This window comes from Corallococcus sp. CA041A, assembly GCF_003612075.1.
GTDB lineage: Bacteria > Myxococcota > Myxococcia > Myxococcales > Myxococcaceae > Corallococcus > Corallococcus exiguus.
Genome location: NZ_RAWF01000278.1, coordinates 1 through 12,813 on the forward strand (window position 1 = coordinate 1; position 12,813 = coordinate 12,813).

7 protein-coding genes are annotated in these 12,813 nt (G+C 71.5%); 4 read left to right on the plus strand and 3 right to left on the minus strand.

The features are described 5' to 3' along the window. The coding region (locus D7V77_RS34610; RefSeq protein WP_147452253.1) for a serine/threonine-protein kinase at positions 1–1,626 on the minus strand (1,626 nt) is incomplete at its 3' end. A gap of 232 nt (positions 1,627–1,858) precedes the next feature. Further along, positions 1,859–3,319 carry a DEAD/DEAH box helicase gene (locus D7V77_RS34615; protein WP_120580544.1) on the minus strand — a complete coding sequence of 487 codons (1,461 nt, stop codon included), beginning with the start codon at positions 3,317–3,319 and terminating at the stop codon, positions 1,859–1,861. A gap of 549 nt (positions 3,320–3,868) precedes the next feature. Here D7V77_RS34615 and D7V77_RS34620 point away from each other — a divergent pair. The 4 genes from D7V77_RS34620 to D7V77_RS34635 are packed head-to-tail and all read left to right on the plus strand — an operon-like array spanning position 3,869 to position 9,620. After that, positions 3,869–5,368 carry a glucan biosynthesis protein gene (locus D7V77_RS34620; protein WP_233597413.1) on the plus strand — a complete coding sequence of 500 codons (1,500 nt, stop codon included), beginning with the start codon at positions 3,869–3,871 and terminating at the stop codon, positions 5,366–5,368. Continuing rightward, positions 5,356–5,871, plus strand: coding sequence for a hypothetical protein (locus D7V77_RS34625; protein ID WP_120580540.1), 516 nt, complete (start codon positions 5,356–5,358; stop codon positions 5,869–5,871). Before D7V77_RS34620 ends, D7V77_RS34625 begins: the two co-directional genes overlap by 13 nt. Positions 5,872–5,918: 47 nt before the next feature. Then, positions 5,919–7,943 carry a glucans biosynthesis glucosyltransferase MdoH gene (gene mdoH / locus D7V77_RS34630; protein ID WP_120580541.1) on the plus strand — a complete coding sequence of 675 codons (2,025 nt, stop codon included), beginning with the start codon at positions 5,919–5,921 and terminating at the stop codon, positions 7,941–7,943. A 42-nt stretch (positions 7,944–7,985) separates the two neighbouring features. After that, positions 7,986–9,620, plus strand: coding sequence for a M28 family metallopeptidase (locus tag D7V77_RS34635; RefSeq protein WP_120580542.1), 1,635 nt, complete (start codon positions 7,986–7,988; stop codon positions 9,618–9,620). Between the two features lie 12 nt (positions 9,621–9,632). On the opposite strand, the gene D7V77_RS34640 is transcribed toward D7V77_RS34635, so the two are convergent. Next, positions 9,633–12,779: an adenylate/guanylate cyclase domain-containing protein gene (locus tag D7V77_RS34640; protein WP_120580543.1), complete on the minus strand. Its 3,147-nt coding sequence runs from the start codon at positions 12,777–12,779 to the stop codon at positions 9,633–9,635. Between the last annotated feature and the right edge of the window lie 34 nt (positions 12,780–12,813).

The window sequence follows — 12,813 nt, forward strand, 5'->3', positions numbered from 1 at the left end:
GCCTTCGGGGGGCGGACCCGCGCGTGGCGGGGGAACGTGATCCTGGCCCGCGTGCATGACGGGCGGCGGATCCATGGGCGGTCCGGGGCGCAGCCACCAGCCGAGTCCCACGGCGCCGAGAATCAGCGCGGCGGCGCCCGCGATGGGAAGCACGCGCGACCTGGGCGGGACCGCGGCGGGCATCGTCAGCGGCCCCGGCATTCCCGGTTGGCCCGACATGCTCACCGGGGCGAGTGGCTGCCCCTGGGGGCCGACAGCCCCTGCGAGACTGCCCGGTACCGCCTGCTGCCCGCCGTAGCTTCCCGGCACGGCCTGCTGTCCGCCCATGCTGCCCGGCGCGACGTGCTGGCCCGTGCCGTAGCCCTGGGCGGCCTGCTGTCCGCTGTAGCTGGCTGGTGACCGCGCGGGGACACCGGGCACTGGCAGGGCCACGCCCGAGCTCCCCATGCCGCTCCCAGGCATCTGCGTGGCGCCGAAGCCCATCGTGCCGCCAGCCACCTGCGGCTGTTGTCCGAACGGGACCGTGCCGCCGGCTCGCGGCGCCATCGTCGCGTCGAAGCCGATGTCATCCGACGCCGCCAACGCATCCGCGCCAAAGCGGCCCGTCCCAGGCCCCTTGTTCGACGGAGCCATCGTGGCCCCCATCGCGTCGTCGTCGCTCGGCGCCATGGAGGGGAGGGCGACACCGGAGGGACGCTTCGTGCGCCCGAAGGTGCGGGCCGCGATCTGCTCCTCGGTCTCCGGCAGCGACTGGAGCTGCGTGCCCGTGAGCTCCGCGATGAACGACGCGACGTCCTGATAGCGGTGATCCGGGTTCTTCTCCAGCGCCCGCGCCACCGCCCGCGCGACGTTCGGCGGCAGGTCCGGCATCAGATTGGCCAGCGACACCGGCGGTTCGTGCACCACGCGGTAGATGATCTGCACGAGCGACCCGCCACCGAAGGGCGTCATCCCGGAGATCATCTCGAACACGATGCCGCCCAGCGCGAACAGGTCCGTCCGCGCGTCGATGCGGCTGTTCTGCCCCTGCGCCTGCTCCGGCGACATGTACTGCGGCGTGCCGATGAGCACCGCCTCCTGCGTCTGCAGCGTCTCCGACGACATGACCTTGGAGATGCCGAAGTCGAGCAGCTTCACCCGCTCGCCCACCACGCCGCCGGAGTCCGTGGGCACCAGGAAGATGTTCGCGGGCTTCAGGTCGCGGTGCACGACGCCCGCGCGGTGCGCCGTCTGCAACGCGGACCCCATCTGCCGTGTGAAGGAGAACACCTCCTCCAACGTCAGCCGCCCGCGACGCAGCCGGTCCGCGAGGCTCTCGCCGCGCAGGTACTCCAGCACCAGGAACGGACTGCCGTCCTCCAGCGTGTCGAAGTCCAGCACCTCCACGATGTTCGGGTGCCCCAGCCGGGAGGCGATCTCCGCCTCGCGCCGGAAGCGCACGTGGAGGTCCGGCCCCACGTGCTCACCTACCCGCAGCACCTTCACCGCGACCTGCTTGCCCGGAAGCCGCAGGTGCTGGGCCAGGAACACCGAACCCATGCCGCCCCGCCCCAACACGGAGACGACTTTGTAGGTGTTCCGGAGGACCGAATCGATGTGCAGCTCACCGTCAGCCGAGCGCGTCATGAAGAGGGCGTGTCCTGATGACAAAAGGGGTGCGATGCACCGCCGTGAAACACGGCGCCACGCTACCACGCCCCATCCGCCAGGGGACGAGCCCAACCCTCCGCCGCCATCCCCGGACAGTCGAACGCCCGGACCCTCGTGAGAGGAGCCGGGCGTCATGAACTCAAGTCCAACCCCCACACACAGGAAAAGGCGCGCCCCTTCAAGGCCGCGCCCTACCTGGGAAGAGGACTCAGCCCCACTTGGACATCGTGCGGCGAGGCGGAGGCGAACTCGGCCCCGCGGCAGGCGAAGCCACCGCCGGACGGGCCTGCTGCGGACGGCCCTGGCCACCACCGCGCGGCGCCTGGGCGTTCCCACCACCGCTGGCCTGACGCGACTGGCCACCGCTCGGACGGCCCTGACCACCGCCGGCACCACCGCGGCGCTGCTGCCCGCCACTCCGACGCTGACCCCCGCCGCCACCACCACCGCCACCGCCGCGCGACTGGCCCCGGCCACCGCGGTTCATCGGAGGACGGCTCTCCTCCACGTCACCGGGCAGGGGAGGGGGCAGGTGCGAGCGGAACGCGGCGTCCGCCACCACCGGCACGCTGCGGCGGATGGTGCGCTCGATGTCGCGCAGGTACGCGCGCTCCTCGGAGTCGCAGAAGGACACGGCCTGGCCGCTGGCGCCCGCGCGGCCCGTGCGGCCGATGCGGTGCACGTACTGCTCCGGCACGTTGGGCAGGTCGTAGTTGAACACGTGCGACAGCCCGTCGATGTCGATGCCGCGCGCCGCGATGTCCGTGGCCACCAGCACGCGCAGGGTGCCGGCGCGGAACTCGTCCAGCGCGCGCTCGCGGGCGTTCTGGCTCTTGTTGCCGTGGATGGCATCCGCGCGCACGCCCGCCGCCGTCAGCTGCTTGGCCACGCGGTTGGCGCCGTGCTTCGTGCGCGTGAACACCAGCGCGCGCGGAATCGCCTTCGCGTCCTGGAGCAGGTGCGTGAGCAGCGCGCGCTTCTCCTCGCGCTCCACGAAGTACACCTGCTGGCTCACCGTTTCCGCGGTGCTGGACGCGGGGGACACCTCCACGCGCACCGGCTCCTTCAGGATGTTGCGCGCCAGGTCCATGATGTCCGGCGGCAGCGTCGCGCTGAAGAACAGCGTCTGGCGCACCTGCGGCAGCACCTTGATGACCCGCCGCACGTCGTGGATGAACCCCATGTCCAGCATGCGGTCCGCCTCATCCAGCACGAACACTTCCAGCGCGCGCAGGGTCACGAACCCCTGGTCGATGAGATCCAACAGGCGCCCCGGCGTCGCCACCAGGATGTCCACGCCCTGGCGCAGCGCCTGGACCTGCGGATTCTGGCCCACGCCGCCGAACACCACCGCGTGGCGCAGGGGCAGGTTCTTGCCGTAGGTGACGAAGCTGTCGCTCACCTGGCTGGCCAGTTCGCGCGTGGGCGTCAGCACCAGGCAACGCACCGGACGCGCGCCGCCCGCGGGCGCCTTCGCCGACAGACGCTGGAGGATGGGCAGCGCGAACGCCGCCGTCTTGCCCGTGCCCGTCTGGGCCACGCCCAACACGTCCTTGCCCGCCAGGGCATGGGGAATCGCCTTCGCCTGGATGGGCGTCGGCGTGGTGTAGCCCTCCGCCTTGACGGCCTTGAGGAGCGAATCGGTCAACTGCAGTTCGTCAAAAGTCATGAAATCCCGCATGAGTAGGGTCGGCGCACTCCCCCTCAGGCGGGGGACCGACCGCGCAGCGCGCCCTCTCGCGGTATTGCGGGGGCGCCTGGCGGTACGCGGTCAGGCCAATCAGCGGCCCGAGGCACCTGCGAACGACTTGGAACCCCTGAGCCTCCGGAACGATTCCCGGTGCCGCCCAGGGCCCGGCCACACTGCCTGCAACGGGAGGCAATGTCCCGGGAAATCCTCCCCGCCCGCCTGCCCCCGACCGCTGTGGAGATTTCGGACAGGGCTGTTGGCCGCCTGCCCCCATCGTCCACAACCCTCCATTCCAGGCGCCGCCAGCCCCCTCTCTCAGCGCCCTCTCAAGCCGCCGAAATCATTGGTGTTGCAAGGAAGTGACAGAGGCCCGTTTTGGGCAGGTCCTTGGAATGATTGGGAAATTCCCCAGCCCCTGCCGACTGGCATGCCCGTTGCTAGCCTTTGCCGCGTCGCGCCGTACTGGTGCGGGCGGTGGACCCTGGTGAGGAGCGGGATTTGAAGCGGTGGCAGCGACAGACGGTGGGGATGGCCTGGGGGATGGGGCTGTGCGTGGCGGCGCTGGCGTGCGCCCAGCAGCCGAAGGCGGGGACGGCGAAGGCCTCCGGATTCTCCGCCCAGACGGTGGAGGAGAAGGCCCGCGCGCTGGCCGCGAAGCCGTACCAGGAGCCGCCTGTCGGCGTGCCCCCGTCCTTCGAGAAGCTCACCTACGATCAATACCGGGACATCCGCTTCCGCGACTCCGCGTCGCTATGGCGTGAAGAGGCGCTTCCTTTCAGGGCGCAGTTCTTCCACCCCGGTTTTTATTACACCCGTCCTGTGGGCGTGAACGTGGTGGAGGGCGGCAAGGCGCGCCCGGTCCCGTTCTCCACGGAGCAGTTCACCTACGGCCCCCTGGTGGGCACGCCGCCCAAGGGCAAGGTGAACGGCTTCGCGGGCTTCCGCCTCAACGCGCCGCTCAACACCAAGGACTACTACGACGAGCTGGTGGTCTTCCTGGGCGCCAGCTACTTCCGCGCGCTGGGCAAGGGCAACGTGTACGGCCTGTCCGCGCGCGGGCTCGCCATCGACACGGCGCAGCCGGGGGGCGAGGAGTTCCCCACGTTCCGCGAGTTCTGGCTGGAGACGCCGGCGAAGGGCTCCGACACCGTCGTGGTGCACGCGCTGATGGACAGCCCCAGCGTCACGGGCGCGTATCGCTTCGCCATCCGCCCCGGTGAGCGGACCGTGATGGACGTGGACTCCACGGTGTTCGCGCGCAAGGCGGTGCGCCAGCTGGGCGTGGCGCCGCTCACCAGCATGTTCCTCTTTGGAGAGAACGACCGGGGCGACTTCGACGACTTCCGCCCGGAGGTGCACGACTCCGACGGCATCTCCGTGTGGACGAAGAACGGCGAGAAGCTGTGGCGCCCCCTGAAGAACCCGAAGCAGATCCAGACGAGCAGCTTCCACACGGACGGGCTGTCGGGCTTCGGCCTGTTGCAGCGCGACCAGGCGTTCACCAGCTATGAGGACCTGGAGGCGCACTCCGAGCGTCGTCCGGGCGCCTGGGTGGAGCCGGTGGGTGACTGGGGCGCGGGCTCCGTGCGGCTCGTGGAGCTGCCCACCCGCGAGGAGATCCACGACAACATCGTGGCCTTCTGGGTGCCGGATGCACCGGTGCAGGCGGGTGCACACCTTCGCTTCTCCTACCGGCTGTCCTGGGGCTTTTCCCCCGAGGGCTCGAAGGCCGGAGGTTCCACCGTCGCGGCGACGCGTGTCGCGGCGGGCAGCAAGCCGGGGGCGCGTCGCTTCGTCCTCGATTTCACGAAGGCCAGCGTGGAGGGCACGGGTCCCGTGGAGGCGGTCGTCACCGCTTCCCGCGGCCAGGTGCTGCACCCGCGCGCGGAGGTCCACGCCGTCACGGGTGGCTTCCGCGCGGCCTTCGAGCTCATGCCCGACGGAGAAGGCCCCGTCGAGCTGCGCTGCTTCCTGAAACGCGGTTCCGAGACCCTCACCGAGACCTGGAGCTACCTGTGGATTCCGTGACCACGCACCCGTTCATCACCTTCGCGCCCGTGATGCCCCAGGAGGCCCGCGCGGACACCCACGCGGCGCTGGTGAGCTTCTTCCAGGACTTCGGCTTCACCGGCCGCAACGACCTGGAGAAGCTGGCGGGCTGGGTCCTGGGCACGCGTGAGCTGTCCCTGTCGCCGGAGGCCGCGCTGGCGCTCGCGCGGTGGCGCGTGGAGGGCTGGCTGGCGGAGGTGCTGGGGCCATCGCACGTGGGGCCGTCGCTGATGGTGCGGGGCCGGGCCGCGTTCGTGCTGGTGGGCGGCGCGCGCTGGGGCGCGGACGTGCTGATGCGCGCTCCGTCCTCGCTGCCGGAGGCCTGGCGCCGCGCGGTGTGTGAAGCAGTGCCCATGTCCGCTCCGGCGGAGGTGCCCTGCCAGATGCGCGAGCAGGTGCTCGTGCTCAATCCCTTCATGGACATGCTGCGCCGCTGGCTGCGTCCCGCCGCCGGCCAGGCGGGCGTGTCGCCGTCGCGCTAGGCGCGCACCTCACCCACAGCGAAGCCGCACGGGAGCCCGGAGTCCGCATGAACGCCCAACCCTACACTCCGGCCCTTGCGCGCCCGCGCCGCGTGATGGTGCTGGGACTCGCGGCCCTGTCCACAGGGTTCGCCTCCGTGGAGATGCACCGGCTGCTCGCGGCCCACGGCACCACGGTGCCAGAGCTGTTCGTGTTGGGGCTGTTCGCGGTGTGCTTCGCTTGGATCGCCCTGTCGTTCTGGAGCGGCGTCGCCGGCTTCATCCAGCTGGTGGCGAACCAGCGGGTGCCGGGGCTGCGCTGGCCCACCGAGGAGGAGGCGGCCGGTCCACTCACGCGCCGCACCGCGGTGGTGATGCCCGTCTACAACGAGGACCCGTCCGCCGTGTTCGCGCACGTGCAGGCCACGTATGAGTCCATCGCCGCGACGGGGCAGCTGGACGCGTTCGACTTCTACGTGCTGAGCGACTCCACGCGGGCGGAGTCATGGGTGGCGGAGGAGCTGGCGTGGTCGGAGTTGTGCCGCCGGGTGGGCGGGCAGGGGCGCATCTTCTACCGCCGCCGCTCCGACAACACGGCCAAGAAGGCGGGCAACCTGGCGGAGTTCTGCGAGCGCTGGGGCCGCCGTTACGACTTCCTGCTGGTGCTGGACGCCGACAGCCTGATGGCGGGCGACAGCGTGGTGCGGATGGCCCGGCTGATGGAGCTGAACCCGGGCGCGGGCATCCTCCAGGTGCCGCCGCAGAACGTGGGGCGCTCCACGCTGTTCGCGCGGCTTCAGCAGTTCGCCGGGCGCGTGTATGGCCCCATCGTGGCCGCGGGCGCGGCGGCGTGGCAGATGGGGGACTCCAACTACTGGGGCCACAACGCCATCCTGCGCATGGCGCCCTTCATCGAGCACTGCGGCCTGCCGGTGCTGCCGGGCCAGCAGCCGTTCGGCGGCCACATCCTCAGCCACGACTTCGTGGAGGCCGCGCTGATGCGCCGCGCCGGTTACACGGTGTGGCTGGTGCCGGAGCTGGGTGGCAGCTACGAGCAGCCGCCGCCGGACCTGCTCGCGTACGCGCAGCGCGACCGCCGCTGGTGCCAGGGCAACCTCCAGCACCTGGGGCTGGTGATGGCGGGCGGCCTGCACCCGATGAGCCGGATGCACTTCCTCATGGGCGTGATGTCCTACGTCGCGTCGCCCCTGTGGCTCATCTTCCTGGTGGCGGGCCTGTTCGCCGCGCTGCACGAGTGGTTCTTCGCGCCAGCGACGCTGTTGGAGTTCCAGTCCACGTTGCCGGGCGGAGACGCGTTCGACACGGTGGGCGCGCTGCGGCTGATGGCGCTGTCGCTGGCGCTCCTGTGGATCCCCCGGCTGATGGGCCTGGGCCTGCTGCTCGCGAACCGCGAAGAGGCCGCGCGGATGGGCGGCCGGTTCAAGCTGGTGCTGAGCGTGATGCTGGAGGGTGTGGTGTCCACGCTGATGGCGCCGGTGATGATGATCTTCCAGTCGCACTTCGTGTTCGGGACGCTGCTTGGCTACAAGGTGAACTGGTCCAGCCAGCAGCGCGAGGACACGGACCTGCCGTGGTCGGAGGCGCTGCGCCGTCACAAGGGGCACATGGCGATTGGCGTCGTGCTCGCGGCGCTGACAATCGCGGTAGCGCCAGGGATGCTGGCGTGGCTGTCGCCAGTCATCGTCGGGTTGTGGCTCGCCCCGGCCATCTCAGTCTTCACCGCCCGCGCGTCACTGGGCCTGTGGGCGCAGAGGAAGGGCCTGTTCCTCATTCCGGAGGAGGCTGAGCCGCCCACCGTGCTGGTGCGCGCGCAGGAGCTGGCGGAGGAGGGGATGGAGCCGGTGGACGACGCGTTGGATCACGTGCTCTCCGACCCTCGCGCGCATGCGCTGCACCTGGCGCTGCTGGAGTCCCACCCGACGGCGAGCGTCCCCGTGGCGCTGGCCTCCGCCCGGCGCAAGCTGCTGGCGGGCGGGGTGGAGCCCCTGTCCCCGCAGGAGAAGTCCGCGGTGCTGTTGGACGCGCGCACCCTGTCGGAGCTGCGCGGCCGGCGGCTGGGCGTGCAGGCCTGATCCTGGTTGCATGACCCCGCTTCGCCCTGGATGCTCCGGGGCATGAAACGGGTCTCGTCCGCCGCCACGCTCGCGCTGTTCGTCTCCTCCGGGGTCTTCGCCGCGGAGGCTCCCGCATCCAAGTCCCAGGTGGCCGAGGACCGCTGGTGGAAGCACGTGGAGGTGCTCGCCAGTGACGCGATGGAGGGGCGCGACACGGGTAGCAAGGGCTACGCGACGGCCGCTGGCTACGTGTCCAAGGAGCTGGCCTCGCTCGGCGTGAAGCCGATGCTGAAGACGGGCTTCCTGCAGCCCATGGCGCTGCAGTCGCGCCGCCTCATCGAGTCGAAGTCCAGCGTCGCGCTGGTGAAGGACGGCAAGACGCTGCCGCTGGTGCAGGGCGAGGACGTCGTGCTGTCCTCGCGGCAGGGAGACAACGGCACGGTGGACGCGCCGCTGGTGTTCGTGGGCTACGGCCTGTCCATCCCCGAGCTGGGCCACGACGACTACGCGGGCCTGGACCTGAAGGGCAAGGTGGTGGTGATGCTCCAGGGCGGGCCGGGGAACATCCCGGGCCCGGTGAAGTCGCACTTCTCCTCGTGGGCGGAGCGGCTGAAGGTGCTCAAGGCGGCGGGCGTCGTGGGGGTCGTGTACCTCCAGAACCCGAAGCTGCTGGAGCTGCCGTGGGAACGCGTCGTGGGCTCCAACAAGAACCCCACGGTGGTGTTCGCGGATCCGTCGCTCAATGACTCGCGCGGGCTGAAGGTCACGGTGGTGGCGAACGTCACGCAGTCGCAGAAGTGGCTGGAGGGAGCGCCGCACACCTACGAGGAGCTGGTGGCGCTGGCCAACGCGGACAAGCCGCTGCCGAAGTTCGACCTGCCCCTGCGCATGAAGGCGAAGCTGGCCTTCGACGTGAAGCCGCTCAAGTCCATGAACGTGGTGGGCGTGATGCCGGGCACGGATCCGGTGCTCGCGAAGGAGTACGTGGTGCTCAGTGCGCACCTGGACCACGTGGGCGTCGGCGAGCCGGTGAAGGGGGACCGCATCTACAACGGCGCCATGGACAACGCGTCCGGCGTGGCGGCGGTGCTGGAGGTCGCGCGGCAGCTGCATGATCAGCAGGAGAAGCCGAAGCGCTCGGTGGTGTTCGCGCTGGTGACGGGGGAGGAGAAGGGGCTGCTGGGGTCGAAGTACTTCGCGTCCCGGCCGCCGGTGCCCATCACCTCCATCGTGGCGGACTTCAACCTGGACATGTTCATGCCCCACTGGCCGTTCACCTCCGTGGTGGCGCACGGCAAGGACGAGTCCTCGCTCGCGGTGCCGCTGGCGGAGGTGGCGGCGAAGCTGGACGTGCAGGTGCTCGCGGATCCGGAGCCGGACCGCAACCTGTTCGTGCGCAGCGATCAGTACTCGTTCATCCGCGAGGGTGTGCCCGCGCTGTTCTTCAAGTTCGGCTACACGCCGGATTCGGAGGAGCAGAAGGTGTTCAAGCAGTGGCTGACCGAGCGCTACCACGCGCCGTCGGATGACCTGTCCCAGCAGCCCGTGGACCACGAGGGCGCCGCGCGCTTCATCACCTTCCTGACCGCGCTGACGAACGCGGTGGCGGATGCCCCCGGCCGGCCGTACTGGAACGACGACAGCTTCTTCCGCCGCTTCGCGAAGCCGGCGCCGGAGGCGGCTCCGGCCCCGTGAGCCCAAGCGCCTTCACGCATCCAGGCGCGTGTCGGTGACGCCAGGGCGGGCCTCCAGGAAGCGGAGCGCGCAGCGGATGTCGGACGACGCGGTTTCACGCGGGGCGTTCCGGGCCGCTTCGATGCGACGTCGGGCGGCGGCCCTGGCAGTGTTGCCTTCGGGGCTTCGTGCGGGCGCGGCGTCGGCTTCGGCCAGGTCGAGCGCCGCGCGGAGCAGATCCACGAGTTGGAAGAGGGCAGGGTCCTCGCGCAGCTCGGGGGCTCCTTCCAGTCCGGCGAAGCCCTCTCGCGCGGCGCGCAGTTCTCCGCACGCGGCCTCCAGCGCGGCCCGGTGCGCGATGAACCGCAGGGCCTGCCAGCGGGACGCACGGCCCAGGATGGTGACCGCCTCCGTCAACGCCGCGCGCGCCTGCGTCCAGTCCCCCCGGGTCAGCGAGGCGCGGCCCAGTTCGCCCAGCGCAGTGCCTTCCAGCAGCCGCAGCCCCAGGAGCCGCGACAGGCGCACCGCGGACTCCAGGTGTTCGCAGGCCTCCGCGATGCCGCCCGCGTCCATCAGGTAGCAGCCCAGGTTGATGCTCGCGAGCGCCTGACCCGCGCGGTCCTCCACGCTCAGCGCGCGGCCCAGCGCCTCACCCAGGAGCATCACGGCTTCACCTGCGTCGCCCGCCTCGCCGATGGCGACCGCGCAGTTGGTGAGGAAGCCCACCTCGAACGTGACGTCGCCCACCTCGCGGAACAGCGCCAGCGACTCGCGCAGGTGGGGGATGGCCGCCTCCGGCCCGTGGCGCACCTGTTCGACGAGGCCCAGGTTGCCCACCGCGTAGGCCTCCAGCCAGCGGTCGTTTCCGGAGGGAAGCGCCTGCGCGTCGCGCATCAGCGTCCACGCGGCGGCTCCGTCTCCGGCGTGACGGGCGACGATGGACAGGTCCACGAGCACGCGCTTCTCCGACGCCGTCTCGCCCAGCGTGTGGAAGACGCCGCGCGCCTCTTCCAGGGCCTGGCGCGCGTACTCCGCCTGGCCCGCGTCCATGTACGCGCGGCCCAGCACCGCGAGCGCCTCCGCGCGCTTCAGCGGCGCCACGGCGACGTGGGCCGACGGCTCCAGCACACGCTCCAGCCGCTCCACGAGCAGGCCCACCGGTCCACGCGTGCGCGCATCCGGCTCCAGCGCCACCAGCGTCTCCATCGCTCGGCCCAGGGACTCCGCGGTCGCGGGACGGACGGCCATCGCGTTGGCGCACGCGGCCAGCAGGTTCTCGCGCTCCAGGGCCAGCCGCCGAAGCGCCGTCGCGCCGCCCGTCTTCTGCACGCGCTCCCGCAGCCGCCCCGCGACCTGGAGGTACGTGTCCGCGTGCCGGGCCTCGCACGCCGTCTCGTCGCCCATCTCGTGCAGCCGCAGCGCCGCGTACTCGCGGATGCTCTCGTACAACCCCAGGCGCAGGAAGCCGCCGGGAGCCCCCACCTCGCGCGCGCACAGGAGTGATTGGGAGCGCAGCGAGTGCACCACCTCCAGCACGTCCGGCGAGCCCTCTGGCAGCACCAGCACGGTTTCGGCGGCCTCCAGCGTGAAGCCGCCCCGGAACACCGAGCACTGCGCCAGCGCGGCGCGCTCGGCCGGCTCCAGCAGGTTCCACGACCAGTCGATGGCACCTCGCAGCGTCGCCTGTCGCGCGGGCGCGTCCCGCCGTCCCACTCGCAGCAGGTCGAAGCGCTTCGACAGCCGCTCGCGCAACTGCTCCACGCCCAGCACGCTCACGCGCGCCGCGGCCAGCTCGATGGCCAGCGCGATGCCGTCCAGCTGCCGCACGATGTCCGAGACGCGCGGGGCGTCCGCGTCGGTCAGGATGAAGTCGCCGCGCGTCTCCCGGGCCCGCTGCACGAACAGGCGCACCGCGTCCGAGCGCAGGATGACGTCCCAGCGCGTCTCGTACGGATCCGGCAGGGCCAGCGGGGCCAGATCCAGCACGCGCTCCCCTGGCAGCCGCAGGGCTTCTCGTGTCGTGACGAGGAAACGGGCGCGCGGCGCCAGCACCCACCAGCGCCCCAGCGTCGCGGGCACGTGCCGCACCACCTGCTCCACGTTGTCCAGGATGACCAGCACGTCGCCACATCCCGCGAGCGCGCGCCCCAGCCGCTCCGCGGGCGTGCTGCCGTCTCCGTCCGCGGTGAGCGGCACGCCCAGGGCCCGGCCCACCGCGTGACAGAGGTCGCTCTCCGTCAGGGCCTCCTCCAGGTCGCATCGCCAGACGCCGCCCTCCCATGCGCCCGCGTCCGACTCCAGCGCGCCGAAGTGCGTGGCCAGCCGTGTCTTGCCCATGCCCCCCGGGCCCAGGATGCTGATCAGCCGCGCGCCCTCCGACACCCACTGCCGGAGCGTGTCCAGCTCCTCCGCGCGCCCCACCAGATCCTGCCGCAGCGTGGGCACGTTACCGGGCCGCTCGCGCGGGGCGCGCAGGGGCCCGAAGCGGCGGTGCGCGAGGGACGCGGGCAGAAGCTCCACCAGCGCCACGCTGTCGCTCACGCCGCGCAGGCGGAAGGACCCCAGCGAGCGCGCGATGGGCATCCCCAGCGCCGCCAGCTCCGGTTGGATGCGGGCCCACGCCGCGCCGCTCAGCAGCACCTGGCCGCCATGCCCCGCGTCCGCGACCCGCGCCGCGATGTTCACCGGAGGCCCCAGGTAGTCCAGCCGGTGCGTGGCCGGATCCAGGCGGCAGTCGGGCTCGCCCACGTGCACGCCCATGCGCACGCGCAGGCCCCGGTGGCTCAGCCCTTCCGGCGCGTGCTCCTCCGCCGCGTCCGGCTCTTCCAGCAGGGACTCCGGCCAGCTCGTGTGCAGCAGCGCCTCCTGCGCGCGCAGGCACCAGTGCGCGGCCTCCACCGGGGACGCGAACGCGACCATGAAGGCATCGCCCTGCGACTTCACCTCGTAGCCGTCGGTGCCCAGCAGCAGCGCGCGCAGCACGCCGTCATGCAACTCCAGCGCGTCGCGCATGGCCTGGCCACAGCGCTCCCACAGCCGCGTGGACCCCTGGATGTCGGTGAAGACGAGCGCCACCGAACCGGTGGGCGGCAGGTGCCGGGCGGGCGGCGGAGCACGGACGGAGGCGCCATCGTCGGCCGGGGGCGCGACGACCGTGAGTCTTCGGAAGGCCTCTCCCATCTCCCGCTCTCCCCGATGCCAGGAACCCCCACCC